Source organism: Kitasatospora sp. NPDC004531 (genome assembly GCF_053602195.1).
Map to the genome: position 1 here is coordinate 152505 of NZ_JBSGDD010000002.1, position 25305 is coordinate 177809.

The following is a 25305-nucleotide window of genomic DNA, read 5'->3' on the forward strand; positions in this document are numbered from 1 at the left end:
CACTGTCGGCCGGTGGCTTCCGCCGACCGAGCACCAACTCCGGCTCCCGGCCCGCGAACTCGGTTTCGCGGGCCGGGAGTTGCGCTTTCCCGGGGCTTGCAGGGCTATTTGCGGGGCCCGCCGGAGTTCAGCGGCGCTGGCGGGAACGCGACCGGGGGCGCGGTGTCGGCTCGGTCGGCAGGCCGCTGGTGCGCAGCGCGGTGAAGGCGCTGCGGGCCCGACTCTCCTCCAGGTCGTCGGCGGCGAACAGCAGGGTGTCGTACAGCTCGGTCGACCCCTGGACGGCGGCGCCGAACCGGCCGATGTCGCTCGCCGACCGCAGCCGCACCAGTTCGCCGATCAGCTCCGCCGCCGTCTCCTCGCTCAACGCGCCGGCGATCGCGGCGACTTCGTTGATCGGACGGCCGGCCGCCTGCCGCAGCAGGTGGCGCACATCGCCGGACCGGCCGGCCGCCTTCAAGTGCTGTGCCAGTTCGGCGAGTTCCTCGGCCGGCGCGGAGGCGCGCTCCCACAGCAGGGTCTGGCCGTCGGCCGACTGGCCGGACTGCTCCAGGGCGGCCAGCAGGGCGGGCAGGGCCGCGGAGCTCGCCGACCACAGGGTGTGGAACAGGTCGGCCGCCTCGTCGATCATCCCCTCGCGGCGCAGCACCGCCAGGGTGGCCGCCGCGTGGTCCGGGGACCCGGCGGAGACCGAGCGCGCCAGGTAGGTGGCGGAGCCCACCGGGCCGTTCTGCTGCAGCAGCGCGGCCAGTCGTGCCACGTCGTCGGGCGTGATCATCAGGGCCACCTGCCGCACGATGGCGGCCGATTCGTCTGCTGCGCCCTGCTGGTGCAGTCCGCTGATGCGCTGCACCAGGGCCACCAGTTCCACGGTCGTCCGCGGCCGCGTCGGACCGGTCGGCTGCGCCGGGTCCTCCCCGCTGAGGGGGCCGCGCGGCTGTGGTGCGGCCGGACCGTGCCCGGGGCCGCGCCCCGGGGTGTGCTCCTGGCCGTGCCCCGGTGCGGCCGGGCGGAAGCGGTCGTTGCCGGGGGTGGCGGCCTGCGAGGTCGGCCCCGATGCCCGGTCTGCCGGTGCGGCGCCGGGGGCGTGGTGGCCGGGGCGGGTGTCCCAGGCGCCGGGGGCGTCCTGGCGCGGGCCGGGGCACTCTGCGCGGGGGCCCTCCGAACGCGGGCCCTCCGGGCGGTGGCCTTCGGCGCGGGGGAGCCCGGTGCCGATGGGCCGGGTGCCGGCCGGGGCCGGAGCCGGGGTGCCCGGCCGGGCCCAGGATCCCTGCCCTGCCGATGAGTTGGGACGGCCGGCGGAAGGGCGTGGGCGGTTGGGTGCGAGGTCAGAGGCGGGGCCGATGGTGTTCCGACTGGCCGACTCCGGGGCGGGTCGTCCGGCGGGAGTGTCGCGTTCGGCGGGTGTGCCGCGGCGGGCGGAGTCGAAGCGGGCGGCGGGCGAATGCGGCCGCTGCGGCGGGATCGGCGGAGCGCCCCAGTCTCCCTGGGCGTCGGTGCGCTCCCTTCCCGGGGAGCCTGCCGGGGCCTGGCCCGGGTGGGCGGGCGGCTCGACGGGGACGCGCCCCGGCAGCAGGCGGTCTTCGGCGGCCAGCAGACGGTCGCTCAGTTCGAGGCAGCGCGCGCCGAGGCCTTCGCGGAGGTTCTGGGCCTGGGCGAGTTGCCGGAGCAGTTCGGGGTCGGGCTGCCTGGCCGGGCGGCCGGGCCCGGGGGCGTGGTCGGGCTGGTGTCCGGCCCGGAGTTCCTCGCTGAGCCTGCGCTCGCGCTGCGCGGCGAACTGCCGTGCCCGGAGCAGCTCGTCCAACTCCGCTCTCAGCGTCTGGACATCGGCCGACTCCGGCCCCCGATCGCGTACGGTCATCGCGCCCCGCCCTGTCTCCACGGGGTCCCCCGATTGGCCCCCGACCCTACGACTCGTGGCCATCCTGGTGTTGGCATGCGGCGGCCACGTTACGGGAGTAAGTCATAACGTTTTCGAGACGGAAATGCGAGTGCCGATGGGGCGGCAGATCAACGGGTTCGGCGGACGACGGCCAATCGTCGTCCGACTCGCCCCACTTGTGCGGGTACGGGGTGTAACGGCTTCTCGCCCGCAGCCTTTGACGCCACGTCAATCCGCGAGCCGGGCCCGTGCCTCCATCAGCGCGAAGCCGAGCAGGTTCAGCCCACGCCACCGCGACGGTGTGTTCGCCTTCTCGTCGTCGGCCGCCAGCCCGATGCCCCAGATCCGGTCGAGCGGGCTGGCCTCCACCAGGACCCGCGTCCCGGTGCGGAGCAGGTAGTCGCGAAGCTGCTCGTCCTGCCCGAACTTGGCGACGCTGCCGGCCACCACCAGGTCGAAGCGGTGTGCCACCCAGGTGTCCTGGTCGAAGCCGATGACCAGCCGGCCCAGGTTCTTGGCCTCGGCGGGAGTGCGGGCCCGCAGGATGCGCGGGACGCTCTCCTCGTCGCCGAACAGCCGTGCCTTGCCGGCCATCATCCAGTGCTCGGCGGTGGCGTACTCGACTCCGTCGACGTTGAACGGCGAGGGCCACCACTGGCTGAGCGATCCGGCCCCGATCCGCCCGTCCCGTTGCGGCCGGTGGCCCCAGAAGTGCAGGTACTTGGGGTTGCCCCCGGAGGCGATCGCGGCCACCAGCTGCTCGCGGGTCCGTGCTTCGCTCGGCAGGGCGGTCGGGTTCGTCATGGGGCCATCCTCGCACTGGCCGCGGCGGCCCGGCCTGCCATTTTTCGCAGGCCACGGCCTCCCCCGGCGCGATCCGTCACGGGCCCGGTGTTCGCCAGGACCGCGGGTCGGCGGGGCGTCGGCGTCATCCGACCGAACGCGGCAGTCGGATGCTCAACCAGCAGATGGTCAGGGAACCCAAGGCCTGGAGGCCGAGCACCAGCGCCAGCGCATTGGCCATTCCCACAGCGGGGCCGAGCCCGATGAAGAGGGTGCCGAGCGTGGCCACTCCCAGGGCCTGGCTGGACTGTTGGGTGGTCGCCAGCACGCCGCCGCCGACGCCCGCGCGTTCGGCGGGAACGCGCGAGAGCACCACCCGGAACAGGGGCATGCTGATCAGTCCCTGTCCGATGCCGGCGAGCGCCACGCCGGGGAGCATCCGCAGCGGGGAGAAGTGCGACCAGTCGCCCAGCGCGGTGGCGATCAGAGTCAGCAGGCCGGCGCCCTGGACCAGCGCACCGACGGTGATGACCCGGCTGCCGAAGCGGCCGATCAGCCGGGGACCGGCCAATGAGGCGCCGAAGTAGCCGACCGCCATCGGCACCAGGGCCCAACCCGCGGCGACCGGCCCGCGGTGCAGTCCGTCCTGCAGCAGCAGGGCGATCACGAACATGAAGCCGCCGAATCCGGTGAAGTAGGGCACGGCCACGCCGAGGCCGCGCCGCATCTCCGGAATCCGCAGGAGCGAGAGCGGGACGAGGGGAACCCGTCCTTCCCGCTCGGCGCGTCGTTCCACCGTCACGAACGCCACCGTGAGCACGGGGAACGCCGCCAGGGACACCCAGGTCCAGAGCGGCCAGCCGACCGCCCGACCCTCCATGAGGGGAATGAACAGCGTGAGGAGAGCTGCCGTGAGCAGCAGCGTGCCGGAGAGGTCCACGCCGGCGGCCTGTTCCGCCCGGCTCTCCGGGACATGGCGCGCCGCCAGGAGCGCGGTGAGCAGCGCGAAGGGGACGTTCAGCAGGAACACGGCGCGCCAGCCGGTGCCGAAGAGGTCCGCCGAGACCAGGAAGCCGCCGAGTACCTGGCCGATCACCACCGAGATGCCGCCGACGGCTCCGTAGATGCCGAGGGCCCGGGCGCGCTGCTGACCGCTGGTGGTGGCGGTGATGGTGGCGAGGACCTGGGGGAGCAGCAGGGCGGCGGAGGCTCCCTGGGCGACCCGGGCCGCGACCAGGGCCCAGGCGGTGGGGGCGACACCGCAGGCGAGTGAGGTGAGGGTGAAGGCGACGGCTCCGGCGATGAAGAGCCGCCGTCGGCCGAAGGCGTCGCCCAGCCGCCCGCCCAGGACGAGCAGGACGGCGAAGGCGACGCCGTAGCCCGCCGCCACGAGTTCCAGGACGGCGGGGCCGGCGACCAGATCGTGGTCGATGGTCGGCAGCGCGACATTCACTATGAAGAAGTCAAGCATCGGAAGGAAAGCGCCCAGGAGGACGGTGGTCAGGCCGGCGGCACCCAGTTGGGGTGTCGCGGGCCGGACCGGCGACGAGGTCTGCGGTAGCAAGGTCTGCTGAGTCACGGTCCTACGATGCGGCTCCTCTCAGCCTGGTACCAGGCGGTGTTTATCCAGGTATAAGGAGTACCTGGAAACAGGATCGGCGATGGTCCACCCTGGTGGCATGGCTATCTCCACGGACCTTCACACCCCCGCGGACGAGCGGAGGCGCGAACTGGCCACGTTCTTGCGCAGCCGCCGGGAACGCATCTCGCCCGAGCAGGTCGGCCTGCCCGCCGTCGGCCGCCGCCGCACACCGGGGCTGCGCCGCGAGGAGGTCGCCGGCCTCGCCGCCGTCGGCGTCACTTGGTACACCTGGTTGGAACAGGGACGCGACATCCAGGTCTCGGCCCAGGTCCTGGACGCGGTGGCCAGGGCACTGCTGCTCGACCGGAACGAGAGGTCGCACCTGTTCACCCTGGCCGGCGCCGAGGATCCGGTGCCGGTACGGGAGTGCCCCACCGTCTCCGCGTCGATCCGGGCCATGGTGGACCAACTCGACCCGTTCCCGGCCGTGGTGATCAGCAGCCGGTTCGACATCCTGGCGTACAACCGGGCGTACACCTGGCTCGTCGGGGACTTGGAGACGATCCCCGAAGAGGACCGCAACATCATGTGGATGATCTTCACTGATACTCCTATCGCGAGGAACCTGGCGGACCTGGAGGCCGCCAGAGCAGGGGTGGTCGCGCGCTTCAGGACCGTGATGGCCGACCACGCGGCGGAGCCCGCGTGGAAGTCACTGGTCGATCGGCTGCGCAAGGCCTCCCCGGACTTCGAAGAGGCGTGGGAGCGCCACGAGGTCTCGGGGATGGTCAGCGGGTTCAAACACTTCGCGCTGCCCGAAGTCGGCCTGCTGCGCTTCGAGTACACGAACCTGTGGCTCGGCCCCAGGGCCGGTACCCGACTGGTCGGGTACGTGCCCCTCGACCGGGACACCCGGGACCGCCTCCACCAACTGGCCGGCACCGCCTGACGGTTGACCCGGAGCCGCGATCCGGACGGCCGTTCGCCCGTACCCGGACCGGGCCGTCCGGCGGCCACCGAGGAGCACAGCGCGGCCAGCGGAAGCTCCGCGCAGAGAGCCATCAGCAGGGCCACCACCAGCTCGGGCCCGTACGCCGCCGTCGCCACGTCGCACCCGGCGTCGGCCACCAGCAGCACGGCAGCAAGCGCGGCCGGCCCGCGCGGACTCCGGCCCTGCCGCAACAGCACGGCACTGGCCGACAGCGCCGCCGACTCGACCACGTCGAGCGCGGCCCAGGCCGCCCCGCCGGGCAGCGTGGCCAGCAGCGCCGCCCAGGGCAGCAGGACCATCCCGCAGCCGAGGAACAGCAGCTCCAGCCACGCGGGCCCCAACCGCAGACCCATGCCGCCGGCCCGGCCGGGACGCGCGCCGCCCACCCGGACGAGGGGCGAAACGAAGCTGCTCATGCCGCCCTCCTCGACTCCGGGCGCTCCGACGACCAGCACACCTGCGCCCAGCGGAACTCCCCGGCCGCCGAGGCGAACCAGAAGCGGCCCGCCGTCCGCACCGCACCGGGCTGCACCGCGCGGCGGAGCAGCCCGCCCGGGTGGAAGAGCACCGGCCCGGGCGCGCTGCCCGGTGGCCATCGGCCCCACGCGCAGGCGACCGGGCCGTCACCCGGTCTGTCGGCCCGGCCGCGCCGCGCGCCGCGCAACTGGGCGTCAACGAGAGAGGACTCGACCACCACGTCGAGCAACTCGCCGTACTCGTACACCTCCATGGCCGGACGCCGACCGGCACGCAGGCGCACCGACCAGGGACCGACCACCGCGAGCAGGCCCGGCGTGCCCGCGCCGCCGAGGAGTTCGGGCCCCGACAAGGGGAATTCCTCAGCGGCACCACGGGAGTTGCCCAGCGGGCTGCGGCCACAACGCATCAGGTTCGTCTTCGTCATGCCGTCAAGAATCCTGTGGCGCGAAGATCTTGTCGGTAGCGTGCGGCTCCGTCTTTGGGGTGTAGCCAGCTACACCCCAAAGACGGAGCCCTGCGCCATGGAGGCCGAGATCGGCGCGGCCCTACGCTGTGCCGCATGTTCCAGTCGAAGATCCAGTCGCGCCCCGTCCGGGCGGCCCGCCCCGTCGCGGCCCGCCCCGCAGCGCTCCGTGCTGCCCTGGAGCACGCGCCTTGGTCGGCGGCCGCTCGACGGGATTCGCTGTTCCTCGCGGCAGGCCTCCCGTTCGGCCTGCCGTGCATCGTCGCCCTCTGCCTTCCGGGGAAGACGCTGCTGCTGGGGCTGTTCCTGCTGGTGGTCCAGTTCGATCTGCTGACCACCGCGCAGCGCAGCCGGGTCCGCGGGCTGCGCGGCCTGGAGATCCCCGGCCGACTGCCGGCGGACGCGGGGTGGCTGCCCCGCCTCCGTTCCGGCCTGGCCTGGCGTCAGGCCGCCCACCACCTCGTGGTGGCCCCGATCCAGACGTGCTGCGCCGCGCTCGTCCTCGGCCTCTGGGGCTCCGCGAGCGTGCTGCTCACCTTCTTCGGCTGGGTCTGGCTGCTTCCGATGGACAACCCCCTGCGCTCCGGCTTCGGTTGGACGACCACCGGTGCGGCGATCACCGCCGGCGGCGCCCTCCTGCTGTTCCTCACCCCTTGGCTGGCCGCCCTGCTCGCCGCGCTCGATCTGTGGACGGTCCGCGCCCTGCTCGGTCCCAACCGCGCGGAGATGCTGGAGCGCCGCGTCGAACACCTCGCCCAGAGCCGGGTCGACGTGGTGGACGCCGCCGATGCCGAACGCCGCCGGATCGAACGGGACTTGCACGACGGCGCGCAGCAGCGGCTGGTCTCGCTCGCGATGAACCTCGGCCTCGCCCGGCGCACCCTCAAGGACGTCCCGCCCGAGGCGCTGGAGGTCATCGTCGCCGCACACGAGGAGGCCCAGGCCGCGATCAAGGAGCTCCACGACCTGGTCCGCGGCCTCCACCCCGCCGTACTGGAGGACCGCGGGCTGGACGCGGCACTCTCCGGCATCGCCGCCCGCAGCCCCGTCCCCGTGCACCTCGCCGTCGACCTGCCGGGCCGGATAGCCCCCACCGTGGAGGCGGTCGCGTACTTCACGGTCTCCGAGGCGCTGGCCAACGCCGCCAAGCACGCCAAGGCCTCCCGCGTCGACCTCGATCTGCGCCGGGTCGCCGACCGGCTGCTCATCACCATCACCGACGACGGCATCGGCGGCGCGGACGCCACCCGTGGCACCGGGCTCACCGGCCTGCGCAAACGCGCCGCGTCGGTGGACGGCTCGCTCGCCATCACCAGCCCCCGCGGGGGCCCCACCACTATCACCATGGAGCTGCCATGCGAGCTGTGATCGCCGAGGATTCCGTCCTGTTGAGGATCGGCATCGTCAAGGTATTGGAGAGCGAAGGCTACGAGGTGGCCGCCGCCGTCGAGGACGCCGAGGCGCTGCTCGCCGCCGTCGAGGAGCACCGCCCCCAGATCGTCGTCGCGGACGTCCGGATGCCACCCGGCTTCACCGACGAGGGGGTCCGCGCCGCCCTGATGATCCGCCAGCAGTGGCCGGACACCGCCGTCGTCCTGCTCTCCCAATTCGTGGAGGAGCGCTACGCGGCCGATCTGCTGGCCAAGAACACCAGCGGCGTCGGCTACCTGCTCAAGCAGCGGGTCGCCAACGTCGACGACTTCGTCGAGGCGCTCCAGCGGGTGGCCCAGGGCGGCACCGCCCTCGACCCCGAGGTGGTCGCCCAGCTGCTGCTCCGCCGCGACAAGGATCCGCTGCACCGGCTGACGCCCCGCGAGCGGGACGTCTTGGCGCTGATGGCCGAAGGGCGGTCGAACACCGCGATCGCCGAGTCCCTGGTGGTCAGCGACAGCGCCGTCTCCAAGCACATCAACTCGATCCTCACCAAGCTCGACCTTCCGCCCGCCGAGGACACCCATCGGCGGGTCCTCGCAGTGCTCCGCTTCCTGGAGATCAGCCAATGACCCGACGAACGACCACGGAGCCGGAGCCCGAACGGCGGCCGGCCGACCCGGGCCGTCTCGCCCGCTGGCTGCCCGTCCCCGGCCCGGACGTGCCGGCCGCCGGGCCGAGCGCGGGCGAGCGCCGGATCTGGCGGATCATCGGCGTGCTGGTGCTCGCCTGCGTCCTGGTGGGCGGTGCCGCGACCACCGGCGCCGCCCTGGTCCAGCAGGACACCGTTCGGGAGAAGACCTACTTCGACGCGATCGGCCGGCTCGAGATCGACTCCGGGCCGGCCCTGGTGGCGGTACGGGCGGGCGGCACCGACCGGGTGATCGTCACCGAACGTGTCGGCTGGTCCCTGCGCAGGCCCGCCGTCAGCCAGCGGATCGACGCGGACAAGCTGTCGATATCCGTCGACTGCCCGGAGGCGAGAATGCTGTTCGGCTGTGCCGTCGCCCTGGAGATACAGGTCCCGGCCGCCACCGCGATCAAGGCCCGCAGCGGCTCCGGCCGGACGGAGATCCTCGACATCTCCGGAGACACCTCGGCGGAGACCGGCTCCGGGCAGATCGAACTGAACCGGGTCAGCGGCCCCGTCTGGGTCAAGAGCGGCTCCGGGCAGATCATCGGTACGGGGCTGGCATCGGCGGAGACCAAGGCACTCTCCTCCTCCGGCCAGATCACCCTGCAGTACGACCGAGCGCCGAGCTCGGTGACGGCCAGGCTGGCCTCCGGAAATCTGGTGCTGCAGGTCCCCGACGACGGCGGCCAGTACCGGATCGACCTCAGTAGCGCGGGCGCCGACCAGACGATCGACCGCTCCTTGCAGGACTCGGCCTCCGCACGGGTGCTGGACATCGTCACCGCCTCCGGCAGCGTCACCATCGACCGGAGCGGCAGCCACCGCTGAACCCGGCGGCGGGGCAGGCGCACGGGCGGGCGAGGTGCGGGCCGCCGGGCCCGCTCGGCCGGTGGGGGAGAATGGAGAGTCCGCAACTCCCGCCACTGGGGCCCTACCCGTTTGAGGATCTGCCGCGCATGACCATCACGCCCGACTCCGCCCAGGCAACCCCGGCAGCGCCCGTGGCGCCGGAGTTCGCCCCGCTGAACATCGGGCCGATGCAGGTGTGGCCGCCGGTGGTGCTGGCCCCGATGGCTGGCATCACCAACGCCCCGTTCCGCACGCTGTGCCGGGAGCAGAGCGGCGGCCGCGGACTGTACGTCTCCGAGATGATCACCACCCGGGCCCTGGTCGAGCGCAACGCCAAGACCATGCAGCTGATCAAGTTCGACCCGAGCGAGAAGCCGCGCTCGATCCAGCTGTACGGCGTGGACCCGGAGACCGTCGGCAAGGCAGCCCGGATGATCTCCGAGGAGGGCCTCGCCGATCACATCGACCTCAACTTCGGCTGCCCCGTCCCCAAGGTGACCCGCAAGGGCGGCGGCTCCGCGCTGCCGTACAAGCGCAACCTGCTGCGGGACATCCTCCGCCAGGCCGTGGGCAACGCGGGCGACCTCCCGGTCACCATGAAGATGCGCAAGGGCATCGACGACGACCACCTCACGTACCTCGACGCCGGCCGGATCGGTGCCGAGGAGGGGGTGGCCGCGATCGCCCTGCACGGCCGCACCGCCGCGCAGCACTACGGCGGCACCGCCGACTGGTCGGCCATCGCCCGGCTGCGCGAGTCCGTGCCGGCCGACATCCCGGTGCTCGGCAACGGCGACATCTGGTCCGCCGACGACGCGGTGCGGATGATGCGCGAGACCGGCTGCGACGGGGTGGTGGTCGGTCGCGGCTGCCTCGGCCGGCCGTGGCTGTTCAAGGACCTGGTGTCGATCTTCGAGGGCGACGTCGACTACGCCCGCCCCACCTTCGCCCAGGTGGCCCGCGCCATGGTGCGCCACGCCCAGCTGCTGGGAGAGTGGCTCGGTGACGAGGCCCGTGGAGTCATCGACTTCCGCAAGCACGTCGCCTGGTACACCAAGGGCTTCTCGGTCGGCTCCGAACTCCGGGTGAAGCTCGCCAATTCCAGCTCGCTCGCCGAACTGGCCGAAACCCTCGCCCTGGTCGACCAGGAGCAGAGCTGGCCCATCGGCGCCGACGGCCCGCGGGGCCGCACCAGCGGCAACAACCGGGTGGTCCTGCCCGAGGGCTGGTTGGACGATCCGTATGAGTGCGCCCGCCTCGGCGAAGACGCCGAGTCGGACACCTCTGGCGGATGATCTGTACCGAGTGTCGAAAACGTCCTCGATCGACAGCTGGCCGATCCGGCCCAGGGGAGTTGTCCAAGATGGACAGTGGGGTGCCTCAAAGGCGAAATCGCACCACGCAGAGCGACGGATCCATCAACAGAAAGCGACGCCTGGCGTAGTCGGCCTCGGCTTGACAGCTGAGATGCGCCCGTGACGATGGCCACATATCGTGGCGAGTGACGGCCAGTCAGCGGACTTCGCCAAGGTGTACAAGTCCGGATCGCTTCCCGAACGGGCTCCGGGGCCGACGGCTGCGGCTGGCTGCAGGAAATCAAGCCGGGAAACCGCGGTGGACCAGATGTCGTCACTGTGCGTCCGGACGGCATGAGCTTCGCGTGGCGATGTCTTCACTTCTTGAACGCTTACTAGCGTCACCCGGACGATTTCAGCAACGCAGGCAAACGCCTATTCCGGCATTCGATCTGCTGGTCAACAACCCGCCTCGAAGCTCGTACGACCTATTCGCTCCCCTAAACAGCCTTCGAAATGGGTATGTTCTCCGGCGTCAGGGCAACCGTGTGCGAGGAGAACGACCCGTGGCGGCGCAGCAGAAGTTTGTTTACTCCTTCACCGAAGGAAACAAGGACCTCAAGGATCTTCTGGGCGGGAAGGGTGCGAACCTCGCCGAGATGACCAACCTGGGCCTCCCCGTCCCTCCGGGGTTCACCATCACCACCGACGCCTGCAAGGTGTTCCTGGAGACCGGCACCGAGCCGGCCTCGCTGAACGAGGAGATCACCGGCCACCTGGTCGCCCTTGAGGCCCAGATGGGCAAGCAGCTCGGCCAGGCGGACAACCCGCTGCTGGTCTCGGTGCGGTCCGGTGCCAAGTTCTCCATGCCCGGCATGATGGACACCGTCCTGAACATCGGTCTCTCCGACGCCTCGGTGACCGGGCTTGCCGCCCAGTCCGGCAACGAGCGCTTCGCCTGGGACTCCTACCGTCGCCTGGTCCAGATGTTCGGCAAGACCGTGCTGGGCGTCGACGGCGAGCTGTTCGAAGAGGCGCTGGACGAGGCCAAGCACGCCAAGGGCACCGTCAACGACCTGGACCTCACCGCCGAGGACCTCAAGGCCCTGGTGGAGACCTTCAAGGGGATCGTGCTCCGGGAGACCGGTCGCGAGTTCCCGCAGGAGCCGCGCGAGCAGCTGGACCTGGCGATCCACGCGGTCTTCCACTCCTGGAACGGCGACCGGGCCCGCCTGTACCGCCGCCAGGAGCGCATCCCGAACGACCTGGGCACCGCCGTCAACGTCTGCACCATGGTCTTCGGCAACCTCGGCGAGGACTCCGGCACCGGTGTCGCCTTCACCCGCGATCCCTCCACCGGCACCCAGGGCGTCTACGGCGACTACCTGCAGAACGCCCAGGGCGAGGACGTGGTGGCGGGCATCCGCAACACCCTCCAGCTGGCCGATCTGGAGCAGCTCGACAAGAAGTCGTACGACGAGCTGATGTCCATCATGCAGACCCTGGAGAACCACTACCGGGACCTCTGCGACATCGAGTTCACCATCGAGCGCGGCAAGCTCTGGATGCTGCAGACCCGCGTCGGCAAGCGCACCGCCGCCGCCGCGTTCCGGATCGCCGTCCAGCTGGTCGACCAGGGCCTGATCGACCTGGACGAGGCGCTGCACCGGGTCACCGGCGGCCAGCTGGCCCAGCTGATGTTCCCGCGCTTCGCCCCCACCTCCGAGACCCGGCCGGTCGCCTACGGCATCGCGGCCTCGCCCGGTGCCGCGGTCGGCAAGGTGGTCTTCGACTCCTACACCGCGGTGAAGTGGTCGCGTTCCGGCGAGAAGGTCATCCTGGTCCGCCGCGAGACCAACCCCGACGACCTGGAAGGCATGATCGCCGCCGAGGGCATCCTCACCTCGCGCGGCGGCAAGACCTCGCACGCGGCCGTGGTCGCCCGCGGCATGGGCAAGACCTGTGTCTGCGGCGCCGAGGAGCTGGAGGTCGACACCAAGAACCGCAAGTTCGTCACCTCCGACGGTCAGGTCGTCCACGAGGGCGACGTGGTGTCCATCGACGGCGCCAACGGCAAGGTCTACCTGGGCGAGGTCCCGGTGCTGCCGTCCCCGGTGGTCGAGTACTTCGAGGGCACCCTGCACGCCGGCGCCGACGTCCAGGGCGGGCTGGTCCAGGCCGTGCACCGGCTGATGTCGCACGCCGACGGCCGCCGCCGCCTCGCGGTGCGCGCCAACGCCGACAACGCCGAGGACGCCAACCGCGCCCGCCGGTACGGCGCCCAGGGCATCGGCCTGTGCCGCACCGAGCACATGTTCCTCGGCGAGGAACGCCGCAAGGAGGTCGAGCACCTGATCCTGGCGGACAACGACAAGGACCGCGAGGCCGCGCTGTCCAGCCTGCTGCCGCTGCAGAAGGGCGACTTCCTGGAGCTCTTCCAGTCGATGGACGGACTTCCGGTGACGGTCCGCCTGCTCGACCCGCCGCTGCACGAGTTCCTGCCCGACTTCACCGAGCTGTCGGTGCGCGTCGCCCTCGCCGAGGCCCGCAAGGACCCGAACGAGAACGACCTGCGCCTGCTCCAGGCGGTCCACCGCCTGCACGAGGCCAACCCGATGCTGGGCCTGCGCGGTGTCCGCCTCGGCCTGGTCATCCCCGGCCTGTTCGGCATGCAGGTCCGGGCGATCGCCGAGGCCGCGGCCGAGCGCAAGCTGGCCGGCGGCGACCCGCGCCCCGAGGTGATGATCCCGCTGGTCGGCACCGTCCAGGAGCTGGAGCTGGTCCGCGACGAGTGCGAGCGGGTGCTGGCCGAGGTCGCCGCCTCCACCGGCGTCAACCTCGACATCAAGCTCGGCACCATGATCGAGCTGCCGCGCGCCGCCGTGACCGCCGGGCAGATCGCCGAGGCCGCCGACTTCTTCTCCTTCGGCACCAACGACCTGACCCAGACGGTGTGGGGCTTCTCCCGCGACGACGTCGAGGCCTCCTTCTTCACCGCCTACCTGGAGAAGGGCATCTTCGGGGTCAGCCCGTTCGAGACCATCGACCGCGACGGCGTCGGCTCGCTGGTCCGCAGCGCCGCGCAGGCCGGCCGGGCCACCCGCCCCGACCTCAAGCTCGGCGTCTGCGGCGAGCACGGCGGAGACCCCGACTCGGTCCACTTCTTCCACGAGGTGGGGCTGGACTACGTGTCCTGCTCCCCCTTCCGGATCCCGGTGGCGCGCCTGGAGGCAGGCCGCGCCGCCATCGAGACGGCGGGAAGCGACTCGCGCTGACACGAAGCAGCGCGGATCACTGACCGCATCCCTCCGCATCGGAGGGGCGTACGGCGGAGCTCGGCGCAGGAGAGCCGCCGTACGGAGCAGCCGGGGCGGGAACGGACAATGGCGTCCGCTCCCGCCCCGGCGGCGTTTTCCCGGTTGGCCCCACTGCGTCCCGCGCCCGACTACGGCACGGTCCGGCCTCCGTCGAGCCGGCGCGGCGGGCAGTGACGGACGCCACGGGCACGCCCGGCCTCCGCCGTCCGGGTGAGTCGGTGCGGCAAGCTTGAGGCCATGAGCAGCCGCAATCGCCTGATCAGCCTCGTCCTCCTGGTGGTCGCCGGCCTGGTCGCCGGCCTGACCGTCCTCCTGGATGGCGGGGCGGACCAGGGCGGCCCGAGCGCCGCGAAGTCCCCGTCCGCGCCCGCTGCCACGGCGACCCGGGACGGCGGCACCGGCGCCCCCAAGCCGTCCGCCCCGGCGAAGTCGCCCGCCGACCGGCCCACCTGGGTTCCCACCAGCACCGCGCTGGCCGACGTGTGCCGCAGCAAGCTGCCCGCGCAGGCCCTCGACACCCTCGGCCTGATCGCCAAGGGCGGCCCCTACCCGTACCGCTCGGACGGCATCGTCTTCGAGAACCGGGAGAGCCGACTGCCCCGCGAGAAGGCCGGCTACTACCACGAGTACACCGTCGTGACCCCCGGCTCGGACGACCGCGGCGCCCGGCGGGTGGTGACCGGCGGTGCCGGCGAGCAGTACTGGACGGCCGACCACTACGGCACCTTCCAGGAGATCGATTCGCGCTGCTGAGAACCCTGCTGGCGGCTCGCCGGTAAATTACTTTCCAATCCGGAAAGTATGTGTCAGAGTGGCAGCACTTGATCCGGCGACCAGCCGGATCCGACGGCACGCTGCGCGGGGGTTCGATGGCCGAGGACAAGCAGTTGACACACGGAGAGGTCGAAGGGCTGCTGCCCGAAGAGGCGCTCACGCCCGCCGAGGCGCTCGCCATCGCCGGGCGGGCCGAGGCCGCCGCGCGGCGGCCGCAGCCGCTGCCCTGGTGGTACGGCCCGGGCGTGGGCCTCTCCTTCGCCGCCTACGGCGCGGGCATCGGGCAGTCCTTCGAGCGTCAGGCGCTGTGGCTGATACTCCTGTGCCCGTTCGGTCTGGTGCTGGCGCAGGCGGCGATAGTGCGGGCGGCCGTCCGCGCCCGCGGTGTCGCCGGGCTAGCCGAGCGGGGGCTGCCGCCGCACGTCCTGCGGGCGCTCGGCGCGGTCGTCCTGGCGACGGCGCTGTGCGGCGTCGTCGGCTGGCTGGCCACCGGTGACCAGAGCTGGGCCGGAGGGGTCGCCGGCGCGGGCGGCGGGCTGACGCTGTGGGCCTGCATCGTCCTGATCAACCGCCACTTCAAGGAGCAGAGCATGAGCAGCGCACAGTGAACGGGCTCGACCCCGCCCTCCATCAGCCGACCAGACTCACCGTCCTGGCCTTCCTCAGCGGGTGCCGGGAAGCGGAGTTCTCCGTGGTCCGCGACTACTGCCAGGTCTCGGATTCGGTGCTCAGCAAGACCGCGGCGAGCCTGGAGGCCTCCGGCCACCTGCGGGCCCGCAAGGGCTACGTGGGAAAGCGGCCACGTACGTGGCTCTCCGCGACCGGGCAGGGCCGGGCCGCGTTGGCCGCCCACCTCGCCGCACTCCAGCAGTTGGCCGCCGCCGCGGAGGCGGCCGGCTCGGAGGTGGCGGAGGGCGGTCCGGGCGAGGGCTGAGCCGGAGGACGGGTCGACCCTGGCGGAGTGTCAGAAGGATCACACCCCGGAGCGGAGGTGGAGCCAACCCGCGTGAGGTCCATGCTCCTTGACAACTCGACAGAGCGTCGATTCTCCACTGCGGCAGCAGACCGGCCCCCGCGCGGGCGGGGGCCGGAAGGCCGTCTCAGGCGGCCGGGAGCAGCGAGCTGCCGATCACAGGCTCGCCGACCAGGGAGCCGCCGTGTCTAAGGCACTCCTGGTTGAGCGGTGCCGGATCCGGCGCACTGGGCGAGGTCGCGGCGGCGATCCGCAGCTCGATGATGTCGCGGACGGCCGGCCACTCCTCGTCCAGGATCGAGTAGAACGCGGTGGACCGGACCACCCCGTCCAGGCCGCGCGAGTGCGCCCGGCGGATCCCCTCGGAGGTGGCGCCCAGCCGCTCGATGGCGACCCGGGAGCGGGCGTTGCGGGCATCCGCCCGCAACGAGATCCGCTGCACGCCCCAGACCTCGAAGGCGTGCCGCAGCATCAGCAGCTTGGCCTCCGTGTTGATGCCGGTGCCCTGGGCCCGCGGGGACAGCCAGGTGTTCCCGATCTCCGCGGCGTCCGGCACCGCCTCCAGCGGATCGCCGTGCGGGATGCCCGGCACCGGCGGCCAGATCAGCGGCCCCTGCCAGTAGTCCAGTTCCAGGAACCGGGTCGAGCCCACGACCCGGTTGTCGGCCGTACTCACCGTGGCGTACGGCATCGACCGGCCCGCCGCCTGATCGGCAAGGGCGCGCGCGATGTACTCCCGGGCGGCTTCAAGGCCGTGCGGGACAGGGGTGAAGGCGTAGGTCGTACGGTCCTCGGCGCCGGCCTCGGCCAGGGCCGCGGCGTGGTGCTCGGCGAGGGGCTCCAGCCGCACGGTGCGGCCGTAGAGGGTGACGGGTACGGGCACGGATCCTTCGGTCCTTCGGCTGTCGTCGGGGCCCGCGTGCCGGGTTCGCGGCGCGTGGGCAGTGGTCGTTCGCCCCGGCCCCGGACAGCGGCCGCCCGGGTGCGCTACGCCAGAGGCTCGGGCGTGCGAAGGGTCGGCAGCCCGGAGGCGGGCAGCGCGGTGCCGGTACGGACACGGGTCGACGGACCGATCCGGCGGGATGAGCGACGGGACAGTGTGCGTCCGCGAGATGGCCGAGAGAGAAACGAGATCACGAAGCGAAGCAGGCGGCCAGGTGAAGGCAAGGTGCGCAATGGATGGCTGACCGCGCAAACGGACCGGGGCGTGGCCCACGACGTGACAGACGGCGTGGCGCGACGACGCGACGATGCGAGGCAGCGAGAGGACGATACCCGCCAGAAGGCGGTGCGTCACTTCGCGGCGCGCCAGCAGGGGCGCGCGGGTCCTTTCGGCACGCCGAGACGCCCCGTCATATTACCGCCCGACCCGTGCGCGACCTCCACGACCAGCGGCTTTCCAGGGAGGTGAGAGGATTCGAGAGACGGAGTGAAGACTCGCGCGCGGACGGGAATTCCGGCGAGCCGTCGCACGCTGGACAGATCAGATCCGAAAGCATTCCGAGACGACAAGACGGAACGGGGTTGGGTGCGCTGTGCGTGATCCCAAGGAGCTGTACGAGCTGGAACCGCAGGGCGTGACCGCCCTGGCGGCGGCCCGGGCCGCCGCGGAGGCCGGCGCCGGCCTGGTGCTGCTGTACCACTTCGAGGGCTTCATGGACGCCGGCGAGGCGGGCGGCCAGGTAGTGGCGCACCTGCTGGAGCACGGTTCGCCGCAGGTGGTCGCCAGGTTCGACCACGACCGGCTGGTCGACTACCGGGCCCGTCGCCCCGCCATGACCTTCGACCGGGAGAGCTGGACGGACTACGAACCGCCGGAGATCCTCCTCCAGCTGGTGCGCGACTCCGTGGGCGCGCCGTTCCTGGTGCTCACCGGCCCCGAGCCGGACACCGAGTGGGAGCTGTTCGCCGCCGCCGTACGGGATCTGGTGGAGCGGTTCGAGATCCGCCTGGCCGTCTCCTTCCACGGCATCCCGATGGGCGTGCCGCACACCCGGCCGGTCAGTCTCACCCCGCACGGCAACCGGGTCGACCTGGCGGCGGGCCACCCCAAGTGGTTCGACCAGGCGCAGGTCCCGGGCAGCGCGCAGGCACTGGTCGAGTACCGGCTCGCCGAGTCCGGCCACGACGTGCTGGGCTTCGCCGCGCACGTGCCCCACTACATCGCCCGCTCCGCGTACCCCTCCGCCGCGGTGGTGATCCTGGAGGCGGTGCAGTCCGCGACCGGCCTGGTCATGCCCGGCAGCGAACTGCGCGCGCGGGTCAACGAGGTCTACGCCGAGATCGAGGACCAACTCTCCCAGGGCGACGGCGAACTGCGCTCCGCGATCCAGGGCATGGAGAGCCAGTACGACGCGGTCTCCGGCGCGGCCGACCGCGAGAGCCTGCTGGCCGAGACCACCGACCTCCCCTCGGCCGACGAGCTCGGCCGCCGATTCGAGGAGTTCCTCGCCGAGCACGAGCGCGGCGCGGAGTAAGTGCGCCGCCACCTGCTGGCCGCCGCGGCCGCGGTGCTGCTGATCGGCACCGCGGCGTGCAGCGCCACCGAGACCGCTCCGAGGCCGGGCCCCGACCGGCCGGCGACGCCCAGCCCCTCCGTCACACCTGTCACCGGGCCGTACGTGGCACTCGGAGACTCCTACACCTCCGGCCTGCGAATCCCGCCGCAAGGGGGCTCGCCCGCGGGCTGCGGCCGGTCCGGCGTCAACTACCCGTCGCTGGTGGCCCGGGAGCTCGGCCTCCAGGAGTTCACCGACGTCAGCTGCAGCGGCGCCCGGACGGGCGACCTGACCGCCGCCCAGCGGACCGACCGCGGGGTCAACCCACCGCAGTTGGACGCGGTCGGCCCCCAGACCCGCCTGGTCACGCTCGGCATCGGCGGGAACGACGCCGGCTTCCTCGACGTGCTGGGCCGCTGCGCCCTGGAGAACGTCCGGCACAGCCTGACTGGCAGCGGCAACGACGCGCCCTGCCGCAGCTACTACACCACCGGCACCGGGCGCGGTGAGATCCAGCGGAAGGTGCAGGACACCGGCGAGCGGCTCACGACCGCCATCAGCGAGGTCAAGCGGCGGGCACCGCAGGCCAGGATCCTGCTGATCGGCTACCCGGCACTGCTGCCGCAGGATCCGGCCCGGTGCAGCGAGACCCTGGGAGACGGGATCGCGGAGGCCGACATCGGATTCGTCACCGAGCAGGAGCAGCAGCTGAATGCCATGCTCCGCCAACGGGCCGAGGCGGCCGACGTGACGTTCGTCGACACCTACACCTCGTCCGTCGGCCACGACATGTGCGAGGCGGAGGGCACCCGCTGGATCGAACCGCTCGGCGCCACGGGCGGCCTGGCCCCGATCCATCCCAACGCGCAGGGCCAGCAGGGCATGGCCACCGCCGTCCTGACCTCCCTGCGGCAACCGCACTGATCTCCCCGCATCCGGCCCGGGCAGGCCGTGCGGTCGGTGGGTTGCACCTGGCCGACGGCCCTATAGCAGGTCACGGGCCCGGGTGGGGGCAGGATCGCCGATTCCGCCGGTGATTCCCGGAGAACCCGGTACGACGGGGTGTCCGAGTGCGTACCCTGCACGCAGAGGGGCGGTTTCGAAGATCCGCCCCGAGTCCGGCCGGGGAGCTGGCATGGCAGTTGACGTGCGGGTGAGGGGCCGTGCCGCCCACTCCGCGGTGCTGCGCGAACTGCTTCTGCTCTGGGAGGCGGCCCGTCGTTCCGGCGGCCGGACGATCACCCAGAAACAGCTGGCCCGGCTCGGCGGGATCGGCCCGTCCACCCTCAACGGTTGGCTGTCCGGACGCTCCCTGCCCCGGGAGATCGACCGGCTGACCATCGTGGCAAGGGAGTTGTCCCGCGCCGCCGGGCTCCCGGTCCGCCGCGCCCGCTACTGGGCAGCCCTGCTGGAAGCCGATCGGCGAGGACCGGGCGCGCGGACGCGGAGCCGGTCCGGGCACGGGCAGGCACCGAACGTTCCGCCGACCCCTGCCGGTGAAGGGGAGCGGTCCGCCGGGCGGCGGCGCGCGAGTGGCGCAGGACCGGTCGGTCCCCGGCTGGTGCACCGCTACTACGCGGCCCCGGCCGAGGCGAGGGCGCTGGTCGACGCCGCACTGGACGCAGTGCGCCTCGGTCACCGTCCGGCCCTGCCTGTCGCCCTGGTGACGGCCGCCGCTCAGCACTACGTGGCGGAGCACCAGCGCGACGTGCTGGGGCCGGTCGGCGCCGCCGAAGCGTGGGCCTACCTGCGGGCCGAGGACCCGGAGGCGGGCGGCGCGCTGGCGTCGGACGGTCCCGGGTCGGACGAGGCCGGCCGGCAGACCGCCGAGGTGCGGCTGGCAGCGGCGCTGGTACGGGAGTTGCGGCCGGAACGGGAGAGCCGCGCCGTGCCCGCCGGCCTGTGGGAGTGCCTGACGCGGCACGCCCACCCCGCCGACCGGCCCGCCCTCGCCCGTGCGGCAGCGGTTCGCGGACTCGACCGGGTCGCGCTCGGCCTCTGCGCCTCGGCCGCCGAGGCGGGCCACCACGCCGCGCTGCTGGACGCCGCGGCCCTGCTCGCCGAGGCCGGCCGGACGGCGGAGGCCGCCGACCGGTGCGTCACGGCAGCCGACCTCGGAGTGGCGGGCGCCGCGACGAGGGCGGCCGAACTGCTGGAGCGCGACGGGCAGTACCGGCAGGCCGTCGCCTGGTACGACCGGGCCGCAGCGGCGGGGGACACCGACGCGCTCTGCCGGTGCGCCGAACTCCTCGGCCGCACCGGCGAGACCGCCGCGGCGCTGGAGCGGTTCGAAGCGGCCGCCAGGGCCGGCCACCCGGGCGCCCACTACCGGGCGGGGCTGTTGCTCGCCGGGCTCGGCCGGCGGGACGAGGCCCTGGACCGGTTCGCGCGGGCAGCGGCCGACGGGCATCCAGCGGCACCCGCCGCCTGCGCCAGGATCTGGGCGTCGGCCGGCAGAACGGACCAGGCGGTCGCCTGGTGGGAACGCGCGTGGGAACAGGGGGTCACCACGGTGCACGAGGCAGCAGAGATGTGGGAGGCGGCAGGCCGGATCGACGAGGCGGCCGCCTGCTACGAACGGGCCGCGGCGGCCTGCGACGAGACGGCCTTCCACGAGGCCGCGGCGCTGTACGCCAGACACGGTCAGTACGGAGACCTGCCCTGGTTCGCGCACATCGGCGACCACCAGGCCCTGCGGGAGCTCGCCGAACAGTGCGAGCGGGACGGCGACCTGGCCGGGGCACTGGACTGGTACGCCAAGGCGGTCGAGGCGGGCAACGAGGCGGCGCTGTTCCAGGCGGCCGACATGCTGGAGCGCAACGGCGACCGGGTCCGGGCGGTGCACTGGTACGAGCTCGCCGCCGGCCGGGGCGACACCTGCGCGATGCGGGAACTCGGCCGACTGCTGGCCGAGCTGGGCAGGTCGCAGGAGTCCGTCAGCTGGTACCGCGCCGCGATCAGGGCCGGAGACCGGCACGCCTCGGCGGAGACGGTCCGCGTGATGGAACAGCTCGACCGGCGATCGACGACGACCGCCGACCGTGCGCACCCCCGTCCCCTCCCGGTCGCCGCAGCTGCCGACGGCACCGGGACCAGCCGTGAGCGGCCCGCGGCCGGCCGGCGGGCGGCAGGCGCCCCGCTGCTGCTCGACGCCGTGGAGCTGCTGAAGGACGGCGGCCGGTACTTCGAAGCGGACCTGCTGCTGCGTTCGGCGGACCGTCCGGAGCCGGTCCGGCTGCGGGAGGCGTCCCGGATGCTGTCCGGTTCGCTGACCACGGACGGGGCCATCGAGTGGGTGCAGAGGTTCGCCGACACCGGCGACCGGCAGGCCCTGTCCGAAGCGGCCGAGATGCTGGAGAGCCGGGGCCGGACCGACGAGGCGCTCGACTGGTACGAGCGGGCCGCCGAGGCCGGTGATCGGGATGCCCTGCTCGCGGCCGCCCGGATGCTGGCGGACAGCCGCCAGGTCGAGCGCGCCCTGGAGTGGTACGGGCGGGCCGCGACGGCGGGTGTGCCATCGGCCCACGGGGAGTCGGTGATGCTGCGTCAGCAGGCGGACGCGGCCGAAAAGGGAGCCACCGCGCAGCCCGCCGCATCGGCGGCGCCCGGTCGGCAGGGGCAGGATCCGGCAGGCGATCCGACAGGCAACTCCCACTCCGAAGCCGCACCGCTCGTACCGCCGACGGCGGTGCCGGCCCCGGCCCGCCGCGTACGCATCCCGCGCCAATCGGTCGGCCCGGGCCGGACACAGCGCTGACCGACCGGGAGGCGGCGTTCGGTCCGCTTCCGTTCGGCCCCCGCCGGTCGTCGGCGGAGAGGTGTCAGCTCGCCCCGGCCGCAGCCGGGGCCGGCTCGGCGGGGCCCGATCCCCGTCGCTCGGTGGGCAGTTCGCGGACGTGGCGCATCGGGGAGCACCAGAGGATCAGGGCGGCCAGCGGCACGCCGATGGTCATCAACCACATCGCGGGGCGCACGCCCAGCTGGGTGCCGAGGACGCCGGCGAGCACGGCGCCGAGCGGGATGGAGCCGAAGTTGAGCACCGCGCTGCTGGCGGAGAGCCGTCCGAGCAGCTCCGGCGGGCAGTAGCGCTGCTGGAAGGTCGACTTGATGACGTTGCCCGCGACCACGCCGGCGGAGGCGCCGAAGCCGCCGATCAGGTACCAGGCCAGTCCGGTGCCGCGACCGGTGAGCGGGATGAGGACGGTCAGGGCGGGCAGCACGAGTTCGAGCACCAGCATGGCGCGGGAGGTGCCGAGCCGGGCGGCGACCCGGCGGGCGAAGGCCGCGCCGACGATGCCGCCGGTGGAGGCCAGGCCGACCAGCAGGCCGACGGTGCCCTCGCCGATGCCGACCTCGCGGATCAGGAAGACCACCAGCAGCGACTGGTAGCCCGTCAGCACCAGGTTGGAGGCGGCGCCGAACAGGGTGAAGGTGCGGAACCAGACGTCGGAGGCGAGCAGTCGCAGGCCCTCGCCGATCTCCTTGCGCAGCGCGCGGCGGGGCCGGTCGGTGCGGCCGGTCTCGCGGTGGCCGATCCGGGCGGTGCAGCAGAGCGAGAGCAGGAACGTCGCGGTGTTGGCGAGCAGTCCGTTGACCGGTCCGGCGAGTTGGGCGATCAGGCCGCCGCTGCCGAGTCCTACGATGCCTGCCGCGGAGGCGCTGCCGTGCAGCTTGGCGTTGCCCTCGGCCTGGTCCGCGGGGGAGAGCAGCTGCGGCAGGTAGGCGGTGTAGGCGGTCTGGAAGAACACCCCGGCGGCCCCGGCGAGCAGGGCCACGGCCAGCAGGTGCCACAGGGTGAGCGTCCCGGCGAGGGCGGCCAGCGGGACGGTGGCGTACAGCACCAGCGAGACGGTGGTCGCGGTGAGCATGATCGGGCGGCAGCGCAGCCGGTCCACCCACACCCCGGCGGGAAGGCCGATCAGCAGCCAGGGCAGCCAGCCTGCCGCGCCGAGCAGGCCGACCTGGAAGGTGCTCGCGTGCAGGGTGCTGACCGCGATCAGCGGCAGGGCGAGGCCGGTCACGGCGGAGCCGTACTTGTTGGCGGTCTCGCCGACCCACAGCAGCCGGAAGTCGCGGTGGCGGCGCAGCAGTCCGACGGGCCTGCGGGCGGTCGGATCGGCGGGGCCGGAGCCGGAGTGCGGCGGCTCCGGGCGGCGGGACCCGACGGGGAGGGGCTCGGCGCGGTGGGGCTCGGCGGAGGCGGTCGAGGTCATGGCCGGTCGGGTTCCTTTCGGGGCAGCACCTGGATCTGGACGATGGCCGGCCGCGCGTCGGGGTCGGGCACGGCATCCGGGGCGGGGGTGTGGCGGGCGACGACCTCGGCCAGTTCCTCGCTGAGGGCGCGCAGTTGGGCGGCGGTCAGGCGCAGGTTGCTCCAGTCGCTCACGAGGCCCACGTCGCGCCACTCGCCCTCCCACTCGGCGGCCAGCGCGTCCGCGACCCGCTGGTACTGACGGCGCAGGTTCTCCGCCTGGTAGACGGAGACCGCTGCCTTGGCGCCGGGGTCCTGCGCGAAGTCGGCGGCGGCCAGCGTGATCGCGCCGCGTACGGCGCGCCACCAGCGCTCCCGCTTGGTGCCCCGGCCGAGCTCCTCCTCGATGAAGCCGTGCTCGGCGAGGTGTCGCAGGTGCCAGCTGATGGTGCCGGTGGATTCGCCGGTGCGGTCGGCGAGCCGGGCGGAGGTCGAGGGGCCGTTCAGCCGGAGCTCGTCCAGCAGCTGCATCCGCAGCGGGTGGGCCAGGCCGCGCAGGCTGTTGGCGTCCAGTCGGCGGGACGGGCGCTGGTCGTGCGGCGCGGCGGCGGGGCGGTGTTCTTCGGGGTGGTGCTCGTTCATGGGGGCAACACTAGAGTGCAGAGACTTCTCTGCATAGACCTGTTTGCAGAGAAATCTCTGCACTGCTCGGAGAGGCCCTGTGGGCATGCGGCGCTTGGCCTCCGCGGCATCCGGTGTTCGCGCGGCGCACGTTCGAATGTCCGTCACTCGGCGTACGGTGGCTGATATATGAAGACCACTCCTCCGTACGATCCGCAGTCCGAAGCCCGCTGGGTGCCCGAGCCCGACAAGCGGCCCGGCCGCACCGCCTTCCAACGCGACCGCGCCCGGGTGCTGCACTCGGCCGCGCTCCGCCGCCTGGCGGGGACAACCCAGGTGGTCGCGCCGATGCGCAGCGACTTCCCGCGCACCCGTCTCACCCACTCGCTGGAGTGCGCGCAGGTCGGCCGGGAGCTGGGAGCGGCGCTCGGCTGCGATCCGGACCTGGTGGAGACCGCCTGCCTGGCCCACGACATCGGCCACCCGCCGTTCGGCCACACCGGCGAGCAGGCGCTCGACCAGGCCGCCGAGGCCTGCGGCGGCTTCGAGGGCAACGCCCAGTCGCTGCGCATCCTGACCAGGCTGGAACCCAAGCGCTTCGCCCCGCTCGACGAGCCCGAGGTCCGGCTCGCCCCCTGGCCCGGCCGCAGCGTCGGCCTCAACCTGACCAGGGCCGCGCTGGACGCCGCCACCAAGTACCCGTGGGCACGCGGCGGCCACCCCACCGACCCGGCCTCCACCAAGTACGGCGTGTACGGCGACGATCTGCCGGTCTTCCGCTGGATGCGCATCGGCGCGCCGGACGGCCGCCGGTGCTTCGAGGCCACCGTGATGGACTGGTCCGACGACGTCGCGTACTCCACCCACGACGTGGAGGACGGCCTGCAGGCCGGGCACATCGACCCGGCGGCGCTGCGGGCCCCGCAGGAGCGGGCCGAACTGTTCGAGATCGCCGAGCGGTTCGCGCCGCGGACCGGCCCGGCCGAGTTCGGCGAGGCCCTCGACCGCCTGCAGGCCGAGGACTGGTGGCCCGTCTCCTACGACGGCACCGCCCGCGCCCGGGCCGGCCTCAAGGACTTCACCAGCCAGCTGATCGGCCGGTTCTGCCTGGCCGCCGAACAGGCCACCCGGGCCCGCTACGGCCCCGGCCCGCTCACCCGGTACGCCGCCGAGCTGGTCGTCCCGCGCGGGGTCCGGCTGGAGTGCGCGGTGCTCAAGGCGGTCGCCGTCCGGTACGTCATGCAGCGCGACGAGCAGGCCCTGCTCCGCTCCCGCCAGCGCGTGGTGATCGCCGAACTCGCCGACGCCCTGCTGCGCACCGCCCCGGACGGACTGGACCCGGTCTTCGCCGCCCAGTACGCGGAGGCCGAGGACGACCGCGCCGCGCTGCGCACCGTCATCGACCAGATCGCCACCCTGACCGACGCCTCCGCCCTGGCCCTGCACGCCAAGCTCACCGGCTGAGCCCGCCCCGGGGCGGCCGCCCCGCCCGACCGCCCCGCCCGACCGGCCCGCCCGCCCGACCGCTGAACCGACCGCCG

20 protein-coding genes are annotated in these 25305 nt (G+C 72.9%); 13 read left to right on the forward strand and 7 right to left on the reverse strand.

Features of this window, described 5'->3' with window-relative positions:
• Window positions 1–127: 127 nt before the first annotated feature.
• From ACWEMJ_RS01955 to ACWEMJ_RS01965, 3 genes are all read right to left on the reverse strand, one after another.
• Window positions 128–1861 carry a hypothetical protein gene (locus ACWEMJ_RS01955; RefSeq protein ID WP_452134962.1) on the reverse strand — a complete coding sequence of 578 codons (1734 nt, stop codon included), beginning with the start codon at window positions 1859–1861 and terminating at the stop codon, window positions 128–130.
• Between the two features lie 249 nt (window positions 1862–2110).
• Window positions 2111–2686, reverse strand: coding sequence for an NADAR family protein (locus ACWEMJ_RS01960; protein WP_452134963.1), 576 nt, complete (start codon window positions 2684–2686; stop codon window positions 2111–2113).
• 124 nt (window positions 2687–2810) lie between these two features.
• Window positions 2811–4244: an MFS transporter gene (locus ACWEMJ_RS01965; RefSeq protein WP_452134964.1), complete on the reverse strand. Its 1434-nt coding sequence runs from the start codon at window positions 4242–4244 to the stop codon at window positions 2811–2813.
• 100 nt (window positions 4245–4344) lie between these two features.
• Between ACWEMJ_RS01965 and ACWEMJ_RS01970 the strand changes: the two genes are divergently transcribed.
• Window positions 4345–5196: a helix-turn-helix transcriptional regulator gene (locus ACWEMJ_RS01970; protein WP_452134965.1), complete on the forward strand. Its 852-nt coding sequence runs from the start codon at window positions 4345–4347 to the stop codon at window positions 5194–5196.
• A 454-nt stretch (window positions 5197–5650) separates the two neighbouring features.
• Here ACWEMJ_RS01970 and ACWEMJ_RS01975 read toward each other — a convergent pair whose 3' ends face one another.
• Window positions 5651–6142 (reverse strand): hypothetical protein, encoded by a 492-nt coding sequence (locus ACWEMJ_RS01975; RefSeq protein WP_452134966.1) that lies wholly within the window; start codon window positions 6140–6142, stop codon window positions 5651–5653.
• A 135-nt stretch (window positions 6143–6277) separates the two neighbouring features.
• On the opposite strand from ACWEMJ_RS01975, the gene ACWEMJ_RS01980 reads away from it, so the two are divergent.
• From ACWEMJ_RS01980 to ACWEMJ_RS02015, 8 genes are all read left to right on the forward strand, one after another.
• The gene (locus ACWEMJ_RS01980) at window positions 6278–7549 is read left to right on the forward strand and encodes a histidine kinase (RefSeq protein ID WP_452134967.1); all 1272 of its coding nucleotides are present in this window, start codon (window positions 6278–6280) and stop codon (window positions 7547–7549) included.
• Window positions 7537–8184, forward strand: a complete 648-nt coding sequence (locus tag ACWEMJ_RS01985) for a response regulator (RefSeq protein WP_452134968.1) — start codon at window positions 7537–7539, stop codon at window positions 8182–8184. Before ACWEMJ_RS01980 ends, ACWEMJ_RS01985 begins: the two co-directional genes overlap by 13 nt.
• Window positions 8181–9074: a DUF4097 family beta strand repeat-containing protein gene (locus ACWEMJ_RS01990; RefSeq protein WP_452134969.1), complete on the forward strand. Its 894-nt coding sequence runs from the start codon at window positions 8181–8183 to the stop codon at window positions 9072–9074. Before ACWEMJ_RS01985 ends, ACWEMJ_RS01990 begins: the two co-directional genes overlap by 4 nt.
• 128 nt (window positions 9075–9202) lie before the next feature.
• Complete coding sequence (dusB, locus tag ACWEMJ_RS01995) at window positions 9203–10390, forward strand: tRNA dihydrouridine synthase DusB (protein ID WP_452134970.1); 1188 nt, start codon at window positions 9203–9205, stop codon at window positions 10388–10390.
• Window positions 10391–10761: 371 nt separating this feature from the next.
• Window positions 10762–13665, forward strand: a complete 2904-nt coding sequence (gene ppdK, locus ACWEMJ_RS02000) for a pyruvate, phosphate dikinase (RefSeq protein WP_452135011.1) — start codon at window positions 10762–10764, stop codon at window positions 13663–13665.
• A gap of 279 nt (window positions 13666–13944) precedes the next feature.
• The gene (locus tag ACWEMJ_RS02005) at window positions 13945–14460 is read left to right on the forward strand and encodes a ribonuclease (RefSeq protein ID WP_452134971.1); all 516 of its coding nucleotides are present in this window, start codon (window positions 13945–13947) and stop codon (window positions 14458–14460) included.
• Between the two features lie 68 nt (window positions 14461–14528).
• Window positions 14529–15089, forward strand: a complete 561-nt coding sequence (locus ACWEMJ_RS02010) for a hypothetical protein (RefSeq protein ID WP_452134972.1) — start codon at window positions 14529–14531, stop codon at window positions 15087–15089.
• Window positions 15086–15415, forward strand: coding sequence for a transcriptional regulator (locus ACWEMJ_RS02015; RefSeq protein WP_452134973.1), 330 nt, complete (start codon window positions 15086–15088; stop codon window positions 15413–15415). Before ACWEMJ_RS02010 ends, ACWEMJ_RS02015 begins: the two co-directional genes overlap by 4 nt.
• Window positions 15416–15581: 166 nt before the next feature.
• On the opposite strand, the gene ACWEMJ_RS02020 is transcribed toward ACWEMJ_RS02015, so the two are convergent.
• Window positions 15582–16337 carry a GNAT family N-acetyltransferase gene (locus tag ACWEMJ_RS02020; protein ID WP_452134974.1) on the reverse strand — a complete coding sequence of 252 codons (756 nt, stop codon included), beginning with the start codon at window positions 16335–16337 and terminating at the stop codon, window positions 15582–15584.
• Between the two features lie 652 nt (window positions 16338–16989).
• Between ACWEMJ_RS02020 and ACWEMJ_RS02025 the strand changes: the two genes are divergently transcribed.
• From ACWEMJ_RS02025 to ACWEMJ_RS02035, 3 genes are all read left to right on the forward strand, one after another.
• On the forward strand, window positions 16990–17931 hold the full coding sequence (locus ACWEMJ_RS02025; protein ID WP_452134975.1) for a PAC2 family protein: 942 nt from the start codon (window positions 16990–16992) through the stop codon (window positions 17929–17931).
• Entirely contained in the window at window positions 17932–18876 is a 945-nt protein-coding gene (locus ACWEMJ_RS02030) for an SGNH/GDSL hydrolase family protein (RefSeq protein ID WP_452134976.1), read from the forward strand. It begins immediately after the preceding gene.
• A 211-nt stretch (window positions 18877–19087) separates the two neighbouring features.
• Complete coding sequence (locus ACWEMJ_RS02035; protein WP_452134977.1) at window positions 19088–21709, forward strand: hypothetical protein; 2622 nt, start codon at window positions 19088–19090, stop codon at window positions 21707–21709.
• A gap of 64 nt (window positions 21710–21773) precedes the next feature.
• Here the strand turns inward: ACWEMJ_RS02035 and ACWEMJ_RS02040 are convergent, their stop codons facing one another.
• Both ACWEMJ_RS02040 and ACWEMJ_RS02045 read right to left on the reverse strand, forming a co-directional pair.
• Window positions 21774–23165, reverse strand: coding sequence for an MFS transporter (locus ACWEMJ_RS02040; protein WP_452134978.1), 1392 nt, complete (start codon window positions 23163–23165; stop codon window positions 21774–21776).
• On the reverse strand, window positions 23162–23785 hold the full coding sequence (locus tag ACWEMJ_RS02045) for a helix-turn-helix domain-containing protein (RefSeq protein WP_452134979.1): 624 nt from the start codon (window positions 23783–23785) through the stop codon (window positions 23162–23164). The genes ACWEMJ_RS02040 and ACWEMJ_RS02045 overlap by 4 nt, the downstream gene beginning before the upstream one ends.
• Before the next feature lie 168 nt (window positions 23786–23953).
• On the opposite strand from ACWEMJ_RS02045, the gene ACWEMJ_RS02050 reads away from it, so the two are divergent.
• Complete coding sequence (locus ACWEMJ_RS02050; protein ID WP_452134980.1) at window positions 23954–25228, forward strand: deoxyguanosinetriphosphate triphosphohydrolase; 1275 nt, start codon at window positions 23954–23956, stop codon at window positions 25226–25228.
• Window positions 25229–25305 lie beyond the last annotated feature (77 nt).

Excerpts from the sequence above, each read along its gene's own strand:
- ACWEMJ_RS01955 (WP_452134962.1), bottom strand. The coding sequence starts at position 1,861 with ATGACCGTACGCGATCGGGGGCCGGAGTCGGCCGATGTCCAGACGCTG.
- ACWEMJ_RS01960 (WP_452134963.1), bottom strand. The coding sequence starts at position 2,686 with ATGACGAACCCGACCGCCCTGCCGAGCGAAGCACGGACCCGCGAGCAG.
- ACWEMJ_RS01970 (WP_452134965.1), top strand. The coding sequence starts at position 4,345 with ATGGCTATCTCCACGGACCTTCACACCCCCGCGGACGAGCGGAGGCGC.
- ACWEMJ_RS01975 (WP_452134966.1), bottom strand. The coding sequence starts at position 6,142 with ATGACGAAGACGAACCTGATGCGTTGTGGCCGCAGCCCGCTGGGCAAC.
- ACWEMJ_RS01980 (WP_452134967.1), top strand. The coding sequence starts at position 6,278 with ATGTTCCAGTCGAAGATCCAGTCGCGCCCCGTCCGGGCGGCCCGCCCC.
- ACWEMJ_RS01985 (WP_452134968.1), top strand. The coding sequence starts at position 7,537 with ATGCGAGCTGTGATCGCCGAGGATTCCGTCCTGTTGAGGATCGGCATC.
- ACWEMJ_RS01990 (WP_452134969.1), top strand. The coding sequence starts at position 8,181 with ATGACCCGACGAACGACCACGGAGCCGGAGCCCGAACGGCGGCCGGCC.
- dusB (WP_452134970.1), top strand. The coding sequence starts at position 9,203 with ATGACCATCACGCCCGACTCCGCCCAGGCAACCCCGGCAGCGCCCGTG.
- ppdK (WP_452135011.1), top strand. The coding sequence starts at position 10,762 with ATGTCTTCACTTCTTGAACGCTTACTAGCGTCACCCGGACGATTTCAG.
- ACWEMJ_RS02005 (WP_452134971.1), top strand. The coding sequence starts at position 13,945 with ATGAGCAGCCGCAATCGCCTGATCAGCCTCGTCCTCCTGGTGGTCGCC.
- ACWEMJ_RS02035 (WP_452134977.1), top strand. The coding sequence starts at position 19,088 with ATGGCAGTTGACGTGCGGGTGAGGGGCCGTGCCGCCCACTCCGCGGTG.
- ACWEMJ_RS02040 (WP_452134978.1), bottom strand. The coding sequence starts at position 23,165 with ATGACCTCGACCGCCTCCGCCGAGCCCCACCGCGCCGAGCCCCTCCCC.
- ACWEMJ_RS02045 (WP_452134979.1), bottom strand. The coding sequence starts at position 23,785 with ATGAACGAGCACCACCCCGAAGAACACCGCCCCGCCGCCGCGCCGCAC.
- ACWEMJ_RS02050 (WP_452134980.1), top strand. The coding sequence starts at position 23,954 with ATGAAGACCACTCCTCCGTACGATCCGCAGTCCGAAGCCCGCTGGGTG.